This window comes from Ruminococcus sp. RTP21484sp1_RTP21281st1_A8_RTP21281_210402, from assembly GCF_040914025.1.
Lineage (GTDB): Bacteria > Bacillota > Clostridia > Lachnospirales > Lachnospiraceae > Blautia_A > Blautia_A faecis.
The window spans coordinates 1-15,767 of record NZ_JBCPGE010000010.1 but is presented as its reverse complement, the minus strand read 5'-3'; the positions used below and the strand labels follow the sequence as shown (position 1 = coordinate 15,767).

At 43.9% G+C, this 15,767-nt stretch carries 18 protein-coding genes and 1 riboswitch; of the genes, 17 read left to right on the top strand and 1 reads right to left on the bottom strand.

Annotation, left to right across the window (positions count from 1 at the left end; genetic code table 11):
- Positions 1–46: 46 nt before the first annotated feature.
- From AB5170_RS06530 to AB5170_RS06515, 4 genes are all read left to right on the top strand, one after another.
- Positions 47–1,567 (top strand): N-acetylmuramoyl-L-alanine amidase family protein, encoded by a 1,521-nt coding sequence (locus AB5170_RS06530; RefSeq protein ID WP_295260874.1) that lies wholly within the window; start codon positions 47–49, stop codon positions 1,565–1,567.
- 372 nt (positions 1,568–1,939) lie between these two features.
- Complete coding sequence (locus AB5170_RS06525; protein ID WP_368361284.1) at positions 1,940–3,295, top strand: NlpC/P60 family protein; 1,356 nt, start codon at positions 1,940–1,942, stop codon at positions 3,293–3,295.
- A 169-nt stretch (positions 3,296–3,464) separates the two neighbouring features.
- A complete protein-coding gene (locus AB5170_RS06520; protein WP_368361283.1) occupies positions 3,465–4,511 on the top strand; it encodes a GDSL-type esterase/lipase family protein in 1,047 nt (348 codons plus the stop codon).
- Positions 4,512–4,602: 91 nt separating this feature from the next.
- A riboswitch (cobalamin riboswitch) is annotated at positions 4,603–4,791 on the top strand.
- Positions 4,792–5,251: 460 nt separating this feature from the next.
- Positions 5,252–5,560, top strand: coding sequence for a cysteine-rich small domain-containing protein (locus AB5170_RS06515; RefSeq protein WP_118577780.1), 309 nt, complete (start codon positions 5,252–5,254; stop codon positions 5,558–5,560).
- A 123-nt stretch (positions 5,561–5,683) separates the two neighbouring features.
- On the opposite strand, the gene AB5170_RS06510 is transcribed toward AB5170_RS06515, so the two are convergent.
- Complete coding sequence (locus tag AB5170_RS06510) at positions 5,684–6,397, bottom strand: phosphatase (RefSeq protein ID WP_118577779.1); 714 nt, start codon at positions 6,395–6,397, stop codon at positions 5,684–5,686.
- 279 nt (positions 6,398–6,676) lie between these two features.
- On the opposite strand from AB5170_RS06510, the gene AB5170_RS06505 reads away from it, so the two are divergent.
- The 13 genes from AB5170_RS06505 to AB5170_RS06445 form a co-directional block, all read left to right on the top strand.
- Positions 6,677–7,054, top strand: a complete 378-nt coding sequence (locus AB5170_RS06505; RefSeq protein WP_021924989.1) for a BMC domain-containing protein — start codon at positions 6,677–6,679, stop codon at positions 7,052–7,054.
- A 6-nt stretch (positions 7,055–7,060) separates the two neighbouring features.
- A complete protein-coding gene (locus AB5170_RS06500) occupies positions 7,061–7,534 on the top strand; it encodes a EutP/PduV family microcompartment system protein (RefSeq protein WP_148461167.1) in 474 nt (157 codons plus the stop codon).
- Between the two features lie 255 nt (positions 7,535–7,789).
- Entirely contained in the window at positions 7,790–8,653 is an 864-nt protein-coding gene (locus tag AB5170_RS06495; protein ID WP_173717925.1) for a class II aldolase/adducin family protein, read from the top strand.
- Positions 8,654–8,726: 73 nt separating this feature from the next.
- Positions 8,727–10,115, top strand: a complete 1,389-nt coding sequence (locus tag AB5170_RS06490) for an aldehyde dehydrogenase family protein (RefSeq protein ID WP_118577776.1) — start codon at positions 8,727–8,729, stop codon at positions 10,113–10,115.
- A 17-nt stretch (positions 10,116–10,132) separates the two neighbouring features.
- Positions 10,133–11,371, top strand: a complete 1,239-nt coding sequence (locus tag AB5170_RS06485) for a zinc-binding dehydrogenase (protein ID WP_347088460.1) — start codon at positions 10,133–10,135, stop codon at positions 11,369–11,371.
- A gap of 23 nt (positions 11,372–11,394) precedes the next feature.
- Entirely contained in the window at positions 11,395–11,709 is a 315-nt protein-coding gene (locus AB5170_RS06480; protein WP_118577774.1) for a BMC domain-containing protein, read from the top strand.
- Between the two features lie 128 nt (positions 11,710–11,837).
- Positions 11,838–12,113, top strand: a complete 276-nt coding sequence (locus tag AB5170_RS06475; protein ID WP_118577773.1) for a BMC domain-containing protein — start codon at positions 11,838–11,840, stop codon at positions 12,111–12,113.
- 21 nt (positions 12,114–12,134) lie between these two features.
- Positions 12,135–12,437, top strand: a complete 303-nt coding sequence (locus tag AB5170_RS06470; protein ID WP_118577772.1) for a BMC domain-containing protein — start codon at positions 12,135–12,137, stop codon at positions 12,435–12,437.
- Between the two features lie 203 nt (positions 12,438–12,640).
- Positions 12,641–12,919, top strand: a complete 279-nt coding sequence (locus AB5170_RS06465) for a BMC domain-containing protein (protein ID WP_005427721.1) — start codon at positions 12,641–12,643, stop codon at positions 12,917–12,919.
- 128 nt (positions 12,920–13,047) lie between these two features.
- Positions 13,048–13,692, top strand: coding sequence for a phosphate propanoyltransferase (gene pduL / locus AB5170_RS06460; protein WP_368361282.1), 645 nt, complete (start codon positions 13,048–13,050; stop codon positions 13,690–13,692).
- Positions 13,693–13,796: 104 nt separating this feature from the next.
- The gene (locus AB5170_RS06455) at positions 13,797–14,063 is read left to right on the top strand and encodes a EutN/CcmL family microcompartment protein (protein WP_117850917.1); all 267 of its coding nucleotides are present in this window, start codon (positions 13,797–13,799) and stop codon (positions 14,061–14,063) included.
- Positions 14,064–14,067: 4 nt separating this feature from the next.
- Positions 14,068–15,396: a 4Fe-4S dicluster domain-containing protein gene (locus tag AB5170_RS06450; RefSeq protein ID WP_118577771.1), complete on the top strand. Its 1,329-nt coding sequence runs from the start codon at positions 14,068–14,070 to the stop codon at positions 15,394–15,396.
- Between the two features lie 16 nt (positions 15,397–15,412).
- A partial coding sequence (locus AB5170_RS06445) for a BMC domain-containing protein (protein ID WP_368365053.1) occupies positions 15,413–15,767 on the top strand: 355 nt, incomplete at its 3' end.

The following is a 15,767-nucleotide window of genomic DNA, read 5'->3' as shown; positions in this document are numbered from 1 at the left end:
GTATTACCTGTGGACAGCAACAGATTAATTAAAAAGGAAGGTAAGTATGCAAAACAAATGTAAAAAATTCAGACTTTGGAGTATCCTGCTGCTGGTAATGCTTATGGCAGCCGGTTTTACATGCCATAGTACATCAAGAGATGTACAGGCTGCCACGAAGAATGGATTCCGTACAGTAAAAGGGAAAACATACTACTATAAAAACGGCAAGAAAGTCAAAGGATGGCTTACCTTGAACGGTAAGAAATATTATTTTAATAAATCTACCGGTGTTCAGGTGAAAGGCTGGGTGAAAGATAAAAAGGGCAGAAAGCGTTATTTCACAAGCAAAGCAGGTGTTATGGTAACTGGATGGCTTTCCAATTCCAAGAGACAGCGTCGTTACTTTGCACCATCAACCGGATACATGAAGACAAAGTGGCTGAAGCTTGGCGGAAAGACCTATTACCTTTACGCTAAGTCAGGCGTTGCAGCTACCGGTTTTGTAAAGGACAGCAAAGGAAATATCCGCTATTTTTCCAAGACAGGAATTATGGCTACAGGATGGTTGACAAGTTCCTCCGGAGTGAAGCGGTATTTTGCCAGCACTTCTTCCACTTCGACCAATGGAATTATGGCAGTTGGATTTAAGACCATTAACAATGTTACATATTATTTCTACAGTGGCTCCGGTGCTATGGCAACCGGCTGGGTAGAGAATACAGATAAAGGTACCAAGTACTATTTTGACCCTACTACAGGAGCTATGTATACAGGTACACAGACAATTGACGGTGTTACTTATGTGTTCTCTGACACTGGTGTATGCCAGGGTGAGAAGCAGAATGACCCTACACCAGATGGAAATACAGGAAGCAAAACGATCAAGAACTATCTGGCAGGAGCATTGATGCCAGTAGGAAAGGCTCTTTATGTATGGGGCGGCGGCTGGAATGATTCTACCAGAAAAGGTCTGAGCGATACCATGACCAACTGGTACAATAAATGGTCAGCTAATCCCTCTGGATATGACTACAATAATTATCGTGATCTTTCCACCTCGAACCGTGCGAAGGGCTTTGACTGTTCGGGCTTTGTAGGCTGGTCCGCTTACCAGGTAATGCAGACTCAGTCAGGCGTAGGTTATGGATACACAGTGGTATCTGGTGAGATCGGAAGCTATTACAAGGGCAAAGGATGGGGTACAATTGTAAACCAGTCCTACCTGTCACAGAATGGCTGGGAGCTGAAGCCTGGCGATATCGGATACAATGATGGTCATACATGGATCGTTCTTGGTCAGTGCAGTGATAAGAGTGTTGTTATCATCCACTCTACTCCGCAGGCAGGTGTCCAGATTTCCGGAACTACCACACCTACAGGAAGCTATTCCAGTGAGGCTGTAGCCCTTGCGAAGAAGTATATGTCCTTGTATTCCGGATACAGTATTTTTAATTATCATCCATCTGTTGGAAACTATATTCGAAATGGTAACTATCTGAGATGGAATGGAAATACACTTTCTGATCCGGATGGTTATTATAATATGACAGCAGATCAGATTCTGTATGACCTGTTTGGAAAATAATAATTATATGGAAGAGAACCAGTGGAAACGCCGGTTCTCTTTTTTTATGCTATAGGAAATTACGTTGGAATTCCCTATAGCATAAAAAAGCCCTGCCGGGCAGGATCCAGAAGCGGCGGAAAGGTAGATGTCGCTTATAGCGACCCGCCGCAGGCGGAGAATCCTGCAAAGCAGGATTCTTTCTTGTGGAAAAAAGCTTAATTCAAACGAATATATTACGAAATGTTACAGAAATTTAAAATTTATTGCAAATTAGGGTTGAAATCTTTGCAAGGGTGTGTTAATATGTAGCAAGATTGAATGAAATATTGCAAACATATTACAAATTAAGTTATTTTAGATTATCAAAATGATTAACGAGGGTGATGAAACATGAAGAAAAGAATTGTATGTCTGACACTGGCAATTTTAATGTGCGGCTCACAGGCTGTAAGCGTAATGGCTGACCGTGAGAGTGACTTAAGAGAAGAGCAGGCTTGGACAAGTCAGCAGCTGGATGCTACATATGCACGTATGAGTGCTCTGTGGGATCAGAAGCAGCAGCTTGAGAGTCAGATCGAATCTTTGAATTCTGATCTTGTAAATGTGATGGTTTCCATTCAGACTCTTGAGAATGATATCGCTTCCAAGGAAGCAGAAATTGAAAAAACACAGGGCGACCTGACCAAGGCACAGAATGCCAAGGATAAACAGTACAGCGCCATGAAGAAACGTATCCAGTATCTTTATGAAAAAGGTGGAAATAATGCATGGTTCCAGATGATGTTAAATGCAGATAACCTTGCAGACCTTCTTACCAGAGCTGAGTATACACAGCAGATGTATGAGCAGGACAGAGAGAGCCTTCAGAAATATGCAAGAACAATTGAAGAGGTTCAGAAGTTAGAAGAACAGTATGAGCAGGAGAAGGCTGATTTTGAGACCATGAAGGAAGAATATGAGGCTCAGCAGTCTAACCTTCAGTATCAGTTGGATGTAACCCGTGCGAACAGTGCTGATTGCGAGAACGAGATCGCATATGCACAGCAGCAGGCTACTGAGTATGCGAACCTTCTGGAACAGCAGCAGGCAGAAATTGAGCAGCTTGAGGCAGAACGTATTGCAGCAGAAGAAGAGGCAAGACGTCAGGCAGAGGCAGAGGCCGCAGCAGCTGCAGCAGCCCAGGAAGCAGCTCAGAATGGAGATAATTCTTCAGAAGATGTTCAGTATGATGAAGATGGAAATGTTGTAAGTGGTTCTTCTGATGGATCTTCTGATTATGAATATGATGAGTATGGTAATGTAATTGATACTGACAATACAGTTGATTACAATTCCGAGGCAAGCAGCTCCGACAGTTCCTCAGATAGTTCTTCTGACAGTTCATCAGCCAGCAGTTCTTCAGGTTCCGGCTCTTCTGTTGTATCCTATGCAACACAGTTTGTTGGAAACCCATATGTATGGGGTGGAACAAGCCTTACCAGTGGTGCTGACTGCTCTGGCTTTGTGCAGAGTGTATATGCAAACTTTGGCGTAAGTCTTCCAAGAACATCTTATGAGCAGCAGAATGCCGGATATGAAGTATCCTATGCGGATGCTCAGCCAGGCGACCTGATCTGCTATGGCGGACATGTTGCAATTTATATGGGAAATGGACAGATTGTCCATGCATCCAATGCCAGAGATGGCATCAAGGTCAGCGATAATGCTGCATACAGAACGATTACTTCTGTAAGACGTCTTGTGTAATCTGAATAAATGAATTTGTGAGCCCTTTCCGGAGATGAAAATCCGGAAGGGGCTTTTTACTGAAAATAATGTGGAAAAGTAAAGAAAAAAGAAGTATAGTAAGAATAAAAGTATTGTCTGAAAATCGTAACATAAATATTTCGTATAGCCAGATGAGAGGTGGAGAAAAATGCTTAGCCATTATCAGATGAAGGAAATTCCATATTTAAGAATATTAGGAAGAACGAATGGCAGTCTGGAACCGGTAACACTATTTTGGACCGCTTCCGGAATTGAACTGAATGTAAAAGCAACAGAAATATGGGTGAAAATCCGCTCCGATTATGATGTTTTTGAGCCATGGGTGGATGTGATCGTAGACGGCGTATTGTCCCAACGGCTTATGGTAAATAAGGGAGAACAGGAAATCTGCCTTTTCCGTAATATGGAAAGGGATAAGGTAAGAAATGTAAAGCTTCTTCGTGATACCCCTGCGTTTCCCACAGATGAAAAAACATTGCTTCAGCTTCTGGAGGTTGAAACTGACGGTGAGTTTTTACCTCTTGAAACACCAAAGCTCAGATTGGAGGTAATAGGGGACAGCATTACCTCTGGTGAGGGCGGCAGCGGTGCAGGAGAAGAAATGACATGGAATTCCTTTTGCTTCAATGCCGTGGATAATTATGCATATATGGCAGCAAAAGAACTGGGCGCGGTGTACAATTGCATCAGTCAGAGCGGCTGGGGCGTTTTCTGTTCCTGGGAAGGCAATGAGCAGCAGGCAATCCCGCTATATTATGAGCAGGTGTGCGGTCTTTTAAATGGAGAAAGAAACAAACAACTGGGTGCTATGGAAAAATGGGATTTCCAGAAGTTTCAGCCTGATGTGATCGTGGTGAATCTGGGGACAAACGACAGCAGCGGCACGAAGAATATGGACAGGGTTGGAAAGGCTGTGGAAGACTTTTTGAGAAAACTGCGCGTATGTAATCCGGAAAGCTATATTCTGTGGTGTTATGGAATGCTTGGAGATGAGATTTTGCCTACGCTTGAGAAAGCGGTGGGGAATTATAAAAGAAAAACAGGGGATGAGCGCGTGGAATTTGTGAGGCTTCCGGATACACAGGAAGGAGAATTTGGATCAAGGCAGCACCCTGGGCACAGATCTCATGAAAAAACAGCGAAAATCCTGGTGGAGAAGATTCTGGAGAAGCTGACGCTGCTGTTCACGCCGTGACAGCACCATCAGGTTGATAAAAAAATAACAAAAAATCCTTTCAAAGGGTTGACAAAGACAGTGACCGGTGGTAATATGATGTCAGTATAATTCCATAGTGAACATATTAAGTGCTGACAGCTATAAGCTGGCAGAAAGAGGGAATCAGGTGAGAAACCTGAGCGATCCGGTCACTGTAACAGAGGAGCGAATCTCATAGTCCATTGTGCTTACGCATGAGAAGGAGAGAGGAAGTGATGATTCTGGAGCCAGGAAACCTGCTTGGTATGGCGAGGTTAAACTTCCGATGAAAGTGTAACAACCAGTTTTGGGGAATCCGCAGCCCTGAGATGTTGTCCGCTTTTGTGAGTGGACATTTTTTATGGAATGATCGCCTGTTCAGAAGAATTATACAGATTAAATGGCAGGCGATACTACTTCGGATGAAACCGTTCCCTCCGCGTATATATGAACGGATCATATTCTACCCCGGAGTAGCATCGCTCCCTCTTAAATAATGATGATTCAGAAGCCGCATATGCGGTATTTTTTTTACACTTTTCCTGAGCCTGTTTGTAGAATTATTCCCGTAATCTCCTGCAGGGTGTGACGCACATCTTACAGAAAGCCTTTTTTAAACACGCTCTGGCCGTATTCTATTCCTGTAAGCGGGATTCTTTTTTTGCATTTGATTTTGGGGCATTACGAAATAGAATATAAAGAATATTTTGTTTTGAGCTGTATGAGATAAGGAGAGAAATATGGAGAAAAAATATTGGGAAGATAAAGAATACGCTTATTTCAGTCATAAGAAATGTGAGTATTTTCCATGCCATAAAGGAGCTGATCCAGAGGACTTTAACTGTCTGTTCTGCTATTGCCCGCTTTATGCCCTTGGAGACAAATGCGGCGGAAATTTCAAATATAATGAGAAGGGATTTAAAGATTGTACGAATTGTCAGCTCCCTCATAAGAAGAAAAACTACGGTTATGTGACAGGAAAATATCAGGAACTTGCTGCGATGATGCAGAAAGTAAGAGAAGCAGATCATAAAAATGAAAATGAGTAATCAAAGAAATAAGTATAAAAAACTCTCCGGAATATATACGAAGTTAAGCTTACGTATTTATATTTCTCGGAGAGTTTTTGCGTAATGCAAAATTCCATTGGAATTCTGCAAGCTGGATCCTTTTTATCGTATGCTTAACAGCATCTTTAATTTCGGAATCTGGTTGTTAAGAATCAGACCCTCTGGAAACATAGCATTATGAACGAAATCAGCGGCATAAGTGAAGTCTCCAATATGCTCTGTTCCATGACTGTCACTGGAAAGAACGATTGGAACCAGATACTTCCGGCAGCAGGACAGGATCTGCGCGCAGTTGGCATGGGTGTCGCCCCGATATCCGTAAGGCGCCAGGGAAGCTTCGTTGATCTCAAGGAGAACACCGTTTTCACCGGCAGCCTTTACAACTGCGTCGTAATCTATGTCATACTGGGGATTATCAATGTGTCCCAGGATCTTTATAACCGGATTCTTCATTACGTTCAGAAAAGCAGCAGTATTTTCTTCCCTGGTCTTTGGCCGGAAATTCTGATAATGCATGCTGGCGATTGCGTAGTCCAGCTTATCAAGAAGCTCCTGTGGCAGATCTGTTTTTCCATCGGTATCCAGAATGTTCAGTTCAATTCCATATAATAATTCCACATCGAACCGCTTCCTGGGCGAATAGATCAGGCTTCGGAAATAAGAAGAAGTTCCGGCAGCCAGAGTGGCTGGTCCGTGGTCTGTGATTCCAAGAAGCTTCAGCCCTTTTTGAGAAGCAGCCTTTGCCATGTCGCTGATGGTGCAGGTTGTGCCGTGTCCGCTGGCAATGGAATGTGTGTGTATATCAGAAAGATACATAAAATCATCTCCTAGTCAAGATTACGTGAATATATGCAGCTGGTAATTTCACTATAAAAGTGTTTTGAAAAGCCATTTACAGTTAACTTTAGTATGCCAGAGGGTAAAAAGCATGTCAATCATAAATAAGAAAAAACAGAGAAAACAAATAAAAACAACATTGTAGTACAAGAAAAACCACATATAGCATGCAGAGAAGTGTTGCTTTTTGTTGACACTTGGAAATCAGAAAGGTATAATCAAATTAGAAAATAAAAACTCTTTATTCAGGAGGAGAAAATGGGATACACAGATAATATGTCTCCGGAAATGAAACAGAGAATTGTACAGGAGCTTGTGCCAGGCAAGCAGATTTCCCTGGCACATATCATTGCCAATCCGGATAAGATTCTTTACACCAAGCTGGGTCTTGATCCGTCGCTGGACTACTCAAGAGCGGCCATTGGGATCATGACTGTAAGTCCGGCAGAAACTGCTATCATTATGGCAGATATTGCGATGAAATCATCTGGCATTGAACTGGGGTTTGTTGACCGTTTCAGCGGAAGCCTGATCATCACAGGTACTGTGTCGGAAGTAGAAGCTTCTACCAGCGCAATTCTGGACTATGTGGGAAATAAACTGGGCTTTACTTTATGCCCCATTACAAGGACTTGACAGAATATGAAGAAACTTGTTCTGATCGGTCGCAGCGAGGCTGGAAAAACTACTTTGACCCAGGCCCTGCGTGGTGAAAAAATACATTATCATAAAACACAATATGTAAATAATTTTGATGTGATCGTAGATACGCCAGGAGAGTATGCCCAGACGAAAGGTCTGGGACACGCCCTGGCGTTGTATACATATGAATCAGATGTGGTAGGGCTGCTGGTATCTGCCACGGAACCGTATTGCCTTTTTCCACCTTGCATTACCTGTATGGCCAACCGTGAAGTAATTGGAATTGTTACCAAAATCCACAATCCGGATGCAAATGTAAAACTTGCCACGTCCTGGCTGGAGCTTGCCGGCTGTAAAAAAATATTTTATGTAGACTCCAGGCAGCAGGAGGGCATTCCGGAGATTTTGGAATATCTTAGGGAAGATGGCGATGTAATGCCATGGGAAAAAGATGCCTCTGATCCTGTGAATTAGAAAATACCTGTCAAATGTGGAAAAACAGTAAAACCAGCAAAACCACGAAAAACAACATAGCAATCCAGAAAAAAATCCACATAAAACAACATAAAACAACGGAAAAACCTTGACTTATAATGTGGAATGGTGTAAACTTACAACATAACCTAAAAAGTAACAGGCTAGCTATGCCTAGCCATGATAAGTTACCCGGTGCGGTACTATAACATACATAATCCACCGCACCTGAATGTGCTTAAGGAGGAAAAAAGCATGGTAAACGAATACGAAATCAAAAAACAGATTTGCGACATCGGAAGAAGAATCTATAACCGCAACATGGTTGCAGCAAATGATGGAAACATCTCTGTAAAACTGAATGACAACGAGTTCCTTTGCACACCTACTGGTGTATCCAAAGGTTTCATGACCCCAGAGTTCATCTGTAAAGTAGATGCCAAAGGAAATGTTCTTCAGGCTAACCCGGGATTCAAACCATCATCTGAGATCAAGATGCATATGAGAGTATATGAGAAGAGACCTGATGTAGGATCTGTTGTACATGCTCATCCAATTTATGCAACATCTTTTGCTATTGCTGGTATTCCGCTTACACAGCCAATCATGCCAGAGGCAGTTATCGCTCTTGGATGTGTTCCGATCGCTGAGTACGGTACACCTTCTACAATGGAGATTCCGGATAACCTTGAGAAATATCTTCCATATTTCGATGCTGTTCTTCTTGAGAACCACGGAGCTCTTACATGGAGCACAGATCTGAACGCTGCATACATGAAGATGGAATCTGTAGAGTTCTATGCACAGCTTCTGTATCAGAGCAAGCTTCTTGGCGGCCCGAAGGAATTCGATAAAGAGAACATTAAGAAACTTTATGAGATCCGTCGTAAATTCGGTATGCCTGGAAAACATCCTGCAAACCTCTGTCAGAACAAAGACGGCCTGAACTGCCACAACTGCGGCGGCGCATGCCACAACGAGGACTACAAACAGTTCCCAGGATATCAGTATGATTTCGTAGGTGGAAGTGATGCTCCTGCAGCTGACACTGCTAATGCAGATGCAGAGTTAGTAGCTAAGATCACCAAACAGGTTATGGCTCAGTTAGGACTGAAATAATCAGAAAATATAAAGGCTGGCAGCTGTGGGAAAATCAGGCAGCTGTGGGCAATTGTTAAGGAGGAACAATCTCATGCCAATCAGCGAGAGCATGGTACAGGATATTGTACAGGAAGTTATGGCGAAAATGCAGATTGCAGACGCTCCGGCCGGTAAACATGGAATTTTCACAGATATGAACGAGGCCATTGAGGCTGCGAAAGCTTCCCAGAAGATCGTTCGGAAAATGTCCTTGGACCAGAGAGAAAAAATTATTACCTGCATTCGAAGAAAAACAAAAGAAAATGCAGAAATCCTTGCACGTATGGGTGTTGATGAGACCGGAATGGGAAATGTAGGAGATAAGATCCTGAAACATCATCTGGTAGCAGATAAGACCCCTGGTACAGAAGATCTCAGCACTACAGCATGGTCAGGCGACAGAGGACTTACTCTGATCGAGATGGGACCGTTTGGCGTAATCGGAGCAATCACTCCGTGTACGAACCCAAGTGAAACCATTCTGTGCAACACAATGGGTATGCTGGCAGGTGGAAATACAGTTGTATTTAATCCGCATCCGGCAGCAATCAAAACCTCTATTTATGCGATCAATCTTTTAAATGAGGCATCCCTGGAAGCAGGTGGCCCGGACAATATCGCAGTAACAGTAGAGAAACCTACATTAGAGACAAGCAATATTATGATGAAACATAAAGATATCCCGCTTATCGCAGCAACAGGCGGTCCTGGCGTTGTAACAGCAGTCCTTTCCTCTGGAAAACGTGGAATCGGCGCTGGCGCAGGAAATCCTCCGGCAGTTGTAGATGAGACAGCAGATGTAAGAAAAGCTGCTCAGGATATCGTAAACGGATGTACATTCGATAACAACCTTCCGTGTATCGCAGAGAAGGAAATCGTAGCAGTTGCTTCTATTACAGATGAGCTTATGCATTATCTGGTAAGTGAGAATGACTGTTACCTTGCTTCCAAAGAAGAACAGGATAAACTTACAGCAGTTGTTCTTGCAGGCGGCAAGCTGAACCGTAAATGCGTTGGACGTGACGCAAGAACATTACTTTCCATGATCGGAGTAAATGCTCCTGCAAATATCCGCTGCATCGTATTTGAAGGACCGAAGGAACATCCACTTATCGCTACAGAGCTTATGATGCCGATCCTTGGCGTTGTAAGGGCAAAAGATTTTGATGATGCAGTAGAGCAGGCTGTATGGCTTGAGCATGGCAACCGCCACTCTGCACACATTCATTCCAAGAACATTGACAATATCACCAAATATGCGAAAGCAATCGACACCGCAATCCTTGTTAAGAATGCACCTTCCTATGCAGCACTTGGATTCGGCGGAGAAGGTTACTGTACATTCACAATCGCAAGCCGTACTGGTGAAGGACTTACAAGTGCAAGTACATTCACCAAGAGAAGACGCTGCGTAATGGCAGACAGCCTTTGCATTCGCTGACAGGAGGAAACATAAAAATGGATATGAATAACGTAAATATCGAAGAAATCGTAAAACAGGTTCTTGCTGGAATGGCTGGAACAGCACCGGCAGCTTCTGCATCAGCAGCACCGGCAGCACCAGCTGCAGCACCGGCAGGCGCAATTCCGAAAACTGCACACGTTGCAGTACTTACTGAAAAAGAGCATTTTGATATTAAAGAGTACCCGATTCCGGCAATTGGCGATGACGACATCCTTGTTAAAGTAGAAGGCTGCGGCGTTTGCGGTACTGATGCTCACGAATTCAAGAGAGACCCATTCAACCTGATCCCGGTTGCACTTGGACATGAGGGAACTGGTGAGATCGTTGCCATGGGTAAAAATGTTAAGACTGATACAGCTGGAAAACCGGTTAAGATCGGTGACAAAGTCGTTACCTGTATGATCTTCAAGGATGATCCTGAAATCACAATGTTCGACTTAAACAAGAAAAACGTTGGAGGAGCTGACGTATACGGACTTCTTCCAGATGATAACATTCATCTTAACGGATGGTTCTCTGATTACATCTTTATCAGAGGTGGAGAGTTTGGAAGCACATTCTTCAACGTAAGTGATCTTGATCTGGACTCCCGTATCCTGATCGAGCCATGTGCAGTTCTTGTACATGCAGTTGAGAGAGCAAAAACAACTGGTATCCTTCGTTTCAACAGCAGAGTTGTTGTACAGGGATGCGGACCAATCGGTCTGATCTGTATTGCAGTTCTTCGTACCATGGGTATCGAGAACATCTGTGCTGTAGATGGAAATCAGCAGCGTCTTGATTTCGCTAAGAGAATGGGCGCTACCATGAGTGTAAACTTCATGGAGCACAAAGGAATCGAAGCACTTTCTGAAGCTGTTAAAGATCAGTTTGGCGGACATCTTGCAGACTTTGCATTCCAGTGTACAGGATCACCTGTTGCTCATGCAAACATCTACAAATTCATCCGTAACGGCGGTGGCCTTTGCGAGCTTGGTTTCTTCATCAATGGTGGAGATGCTACAATTAACCCGCACTTTGACATCTGCTCCAAAGAGATCACAATCGTAGGCTCCTGGGTATACACCTTAAGAGATTACGTTACAACATTTGATTTCCTTAAGAGAGCAAATGCAATCGGACTTCCAATGTCTGAGCTGATCACAGACAAGTATCCGCTTGAGGAGATCAATGAAGCATTAAAGAAGAACCTTGCAATGACCGGTCTTAAGATCGCAGTTGTAAATAAATAATTGCCGGATAAAGGAGAATCAAGATGGCAGAAGCTGTAGGAATCTTGGAGGTGTTCGGACTGGCAACAGCGTTTGTGGCGGCCGACGCTGGCTGCAAGGCAGCAAATGTCCATCTGGAGGTTTTTGATAAAAATAAACCTGCAAATGCGGACAGTCTGCCGGTACCGCTCCTTGTCTGCATCAAGTTCCGCGGAAGCGTTTCTGATGTAACAGAGGCTGTGGAAGCTGGAATCAGAGTAGCAGAGAGTATGACCGGTGTGGTACAGCACTACGTAATACCAAATCCGGAACCCGGTACACAAAAAATGCTGAAAATCAGCGCACTGGATAAGGATTAATGATTGCTAACCAGTGAATTTAAGTCTATAATAAAAATGAACAAAGTCATGCGGAGCATGGCAGGTACCTCACAGCAAGTACGCTGGAGCGTACTTGAAAAGTCGAGATATATCAGGAGGAATTCATCATGGCACAGGAAGCTTTAGGAATGGTAGAAACCAGAGGACTTACAGCTGCAATTGAGGCAGCAGATGCAATGACAAAAGCAGCAGAGGTTACACTGGTTGGTACAGAGAAAATCGGATCCGGTCTTGTAACTGTTATGGTTCGCGGTGATGTCGGAGCTGTTAAGGCAGCAGTTGAGAGTGGAAGCGCAGCAGCATCCAGACTTGGAGAGCTTGTAGCTACACACGTAATCCCAAGACCTCATACAGATGTGGAGAAAATCCTTCCAAGCATCTAATGAACTATAAGGAGTTCGCTCATGAGTAAATCATATGGTTTTATTGAAATCACAGGTGTTGTAGCGGCCATGGATGCCCTGGACATTATGTGTAAAACGGCAGACGTTGAGCTGGCGTCATGGGAGCGTAAGCTGGGCGGACGACTGGTGACCATTATTGTACAAGGCGATGTGGCAGCTGTTACAGAAGCTGTGGAAGCGGCAGCAACAAATGCCATCAAGAAACCGGCAAGCTATGCAGTAATTGCCAATCCCCATGAGGAAATCGTCAAAATGGTGGAGCTTAGCGCAAGTCGATGGAGAAAGAAAAAGGGGGATGAATAATGGCTGACGAAGAAAAGAAAGAGACAGCGAAAAAAACAGCCCCTAAAAAGGCAGCCGCTCCGAGAAGAACGGCCAGAACAACCAGAGCAAAAGCAGCAGAAGTAAAGGCCGAAGAGCCGAAGACCACTGCAGCTGACAAAGAGATTACAGAAACCAAACATACAGAAGCTGAGAAACCAGCAATTCATAAGGAGGAAAAAATCATGACACAGGAAGCATTAGGAATGGTAGAAACCAGAGGACTTACAGCAGCTATCGAGGCAGCTGACCAGATGTGCAAAGCAGCTAACGTTGCATTAGTTGGAACAGAGAAGATCGGATCCGGTCTTGTAACTGTTATGGTTCGTGGAGATGTTGGAGCAGTTAAATCTGCAGTAGAGAGCGGAAGCGCAGCAGCATCCAGACTTGGAGAGCTTGTAGCTACACACGTAATTCCGAGACCTCATACAGATGTTGAGAAAATCCTTCCAGTTCTGAAATAATATAAAAGTCCCAGATAGCAGCCATGAATGAGCTGTGCTTGCATGAGCGAATTCATGGATGCTCCTTACTTTTATAATGTCTGCTATGGCAGACATTACCGAATTTCAGGAAGAAAGCAGGTGTACTTTTGGAAACCAATAATGTTGAGCTGATTACCAGAATGGTACTGGATGCTCTCAATAAAAAAGAAGAAAAAGGCAATGGCTTCATGGTGCCCATCGGAGTTTCCGCAAGACATATCCACCTGACGCAGGAACATGTTGAAGCTTTATTTGGACCAGGATATCAGCTCACCAAGAAGAAAGAGCTGATGGGCGGACAGTTTGCCTCCAATGAGACAGTAACTATCGTTGGACTGAAGCTCCGTGCAATTGAGAATGTACGTATTCTCGGACCGGTCCGCAAGGCTTCACAGGTTGAAGTATCAGCTACAGACGCAATCAAGCTTGGTATGAAAGTACCGGTGCGTGAGTCTGGAAATGTTAAGGGAAGTGCTCCTATTGCAATTGTCGGACCGAAAGGTGCGATTTATCTGAAAGAGGGATGTATCGTAGCAATGCGTCACATTCATATGTCCCCGAAGGATGCCCAGGCAGCCGGTGTGAAGGATGGAGATATCGTATCTGTTAAGGCAGACAATGAGAGAGGAACCATTTTCAATCAGGTGAAGATCCGTGTAGACGACAGCTTTACACTGGAGATGCACATTGATACAGATGAAGCAAATGCAGCAAAAATTGCCACAGGCAATACAGTTACAATTATAAAGTAATGTTTTGGAAATCATTTCCTCATTACTAAAATAAAGTGTTCAGCCATGCTGGTTCTGAAAATGACAGATGCATGGCTGAACTGATATAAAATTTGGAGGTTCACATGATAGTTGGCAAGGTAGTAGGAAGCGTTGTTTCCACAAGAAAAAACGAAAAGCTGATCGGCAATAAGTTTATGATCGTGGAACCGGTTCATCACATGAAAGGTGACCTCAGTCAGATTGTTGCGATCGATATTATCGGTGCAGGAATCGGAGAATATGTATTGGTGGCACAAGGAAGCGCGGCAAGAATTGGCTGCGGCGTAGAAACAGCACCGGTAGATGCCGCCATTGTAGGTATCGTTGATGACGGTGCAGGATTGGAGTAACGCCATGGATATCAAAGAATTACAGAATATTATACAGGAGAATGGTGTAGTTGGTGCCGGTGGTGCAGGATTCCCTACATACATGAAGCTGACAGATAAAGCAAATACCATTCTTATGAACTGTGCAGAGTGCGAACCTTTACTGAAATTACACAGACAGTTATTAGAGAAGCACGCTTACGAAATAATGAAAACCTTCCATATGGTTCAGGAAACAGTTGGAGCTTCTGAGGCCATTATTGGAATCAAAAAATCTTATGTTCAGACAGTAAATGCTCTGAAACAGCATATCGAAGAGTTCCCGGGAATGCGCATCCACCTTCTGGATGAAGTGTATCCGATGGGAGATGAGGTTGTACTGATCTACGAAGCAACTGGTAGAGTTGTAAGACCTGGCGGACTTCCTATTGAGCAGGGAGTTGCTGTGTTTAACGTAGAGACATTGTATAATATATACCAGGCAGTAGAGAAAAAAGAGCCTGTAACAGCCAAATATGTGTCTGTTGTAGCTGAGGTAAATCATCCGGTAACTGTAAAAGTACCTCTTGGATGTACTATGGATGATGTTGTTGCCCAGGCAGGCGGAACTACTGTAAAAGACCCGGTTTACTTTATTGGTGGACCGATGATGGGAAGAATCGGAAAAGGTTCTGACCCTGTGACGAAGACAACAAATGCGATTCTGGTTCTGCCAAAAGACCATTTAATCGTACAGAAGAAGATGCGGACTTCTGCTATAGATTTAAAACGTGCAGCATCTATTTGCTGCCAGTGTAATACTTGTACAGATCTTTGCCCACGTAACAATCTGGGACATCCGATTGATCCAGCCCGCTTCATGCGTGCAGCTTCCAATCAGGATTTCAGAGATGTTAATCCATACATCAATGCAAGCTTCTGCAGCTCCTGTGGCGTTTGTGAGATGTATGCATGTCCTCAGAGCCTTGCTCCAAGAACACTTCTTGCAGACATGAAGGGCGGACTTCGTAAGGCAGGTATTCGTCCTCCTCAGGGAGTACAGCCAGTACCAGTTAAGGAATCCCGAGAATACCGCAAGGTTCCGGAAGAACGCCTGATGGCACGTCTTGGTCTTACAAAATATGACAAGGACGCACCGATGGACGAGACACTGGTTGATATTCCAAAGGTTAAAATTCTTCTTAGCCAGCATATCGGAGCACCTGCTCAGGCAATTGTAAAAGTTGGAGATCAGGTGACAAGAGGTCAGATGATCGCTTCTCCTGCCCAGGGCTTAAGTGTTGGTATCCATGCAACCATCTCCGGTAAAGTTACCGAGGTGACAGACCGCTGGATCGTAGTTGCAAAGAATTAGAAAGGACGTGCAGAAAATGAGTAAAGCAATCGGAATGATTGAATTCAAAACTACAGCTACCGGCGTTACTGCAGCAGATGCAATGGTTAAGACATCTGATGTAGAAATCGTTGAGGCGCAGACCGTGTGTCCGGGTAAATATATTGCAATTATTACCGGTGATCTCAGTGCGGTAAAAGCTGCCGTAGATACAGCTGTAACAACATATGAGGACAAGTGCATTGACAGTTTTGTACTGGGTAATCCGCACGAGTCTCTTTTCCCGGCTATTTATGGAACTACTCAGGTTGAGGAGATCAGTGCGCTGGGAATTCTTGAAACATATGATGCAGCTTCCATTATTGAGGCTGCAGATCAGGCTGCAAAGACTG

What these genes read in the sequence shown, in the direction of transcription:
- AB5170_RS06530 (WP_295260874.1), top strand. Translation starts at nt 47, where the DNA reads ATGCAAAACAAATGTAAAAAATTCAGACTTTGGAGTATCCTGCTGCTG.
- AB5170_RS06525 (WP_368361284.1), top strand. Translation starts at nt 1,940, where the DNA reads ATGAAGAAAAGAATTGTATGTCTGACACTGGCAATTTTAATGTGCGGC.
- AB5170_RS06520 (WP_368361283.1), top strand. Translation starts at nt 3,465, where the DNA reads ATGCTTAGCCATTATCAGATGAAGGAAATTCCATATTTAAGAATATTA.
- AB5170_RS06515 (WP_118577780.1), top strand. Translation starts at nt 5,252, where the DNA reads ATGGAGAAAAAATATTGGGAAGATAAAGAATACGCTTATTTCAGTCAT.
- AB5170_RS06510 (WP_118577779.1), bottom strand. Translation starts at nt 6,397, where the DNA reads ATGTATCTTTCTGATATACACACACATTCCATTGCCAGCGGACACGGC.
- AB5170_RS06505 (WP_021924989.1), top strand. Translation starts at nt 6,677, where the DNA reads ATGGGATACACAGATAATATGTCTCCGGAAATGAAACAGAGAATTGTA.
- AB5170_RS06500 (WP_148461167.1), top strand. Translation starts at nt 7,061, where the DNA reads ATGAAGAAACTTGTTCTGATCGGTCGCAGCGAGGCTGGAAAAACTACT.
- AB5170_RS06495 (WP_173717925.1), top strand. Translation starts at nt 7,790, where the DNA reads ATGGTAAACGAATACGAAATCAAAAAACAGATTTGCGACATCGGAAGA.
- AB5170_RS06490 (WP_118577776.1), top strand. Translation starts at nt 8,727, where the DNA reads ATGCCAATCAGCGAGAGCATGGTACAGGATATTGTACAGGAAGTTATG.
- AB5170_RS06485 (WP_347088460.1), top strand. Translation starts at nt 10,133, where the DNA reads ATGGATATGAATAACGTAAATATCGAAGAAATCGTAAAACAGGTTCTT.
- AB5170_RS06480 (WP_118577774.1), top strand. Translation starts at nt 11,395, where the DNA reads ATGGCAGAAGCTGTAGGAATCTTGGAGGTGTTCGGACTGGCAACAGCG.
- AB5170_RS06475 (WP_118577773.1), top strand. Translation starts at nt 11,838, where the DNA reads ATGGCACAGGAAGCTTTAGGAATGGTAGAAACCAGAGGACTTACAGCT.
- AB5170_RS06470 (WP_118577772.1), top strand. Translation starts at nt 12,135, where the DNA reads ATGAGTAAATCATATGGTTTTATTGAAATCACAGGTGTTGTAGCGGCC.
- AB5170_RS06465 (WP_005427721.1), top strand. Translation starts at nt 12,641, where the DNA reads ATGACACAGGAAGCATTAGGAATGGTAGAAACCAGAGGACTTACAGCA.
- AB5170_RS06455 (WP_117850917.1), top strand. Translation starts at nt 13,797, where the DNA reads ATGATAGTTGGCAAGGTAGTAGGAAGCGTTGTTTCCACAAGAAAAAAC.
- AB5170_RS06450 (WP_118577771.1), top strand. Translation starts at nt 14,068, where the DNA reads ATGGATATCAAAGAATTACAGAATATTATACAGGAGAATGGTGTAGTT.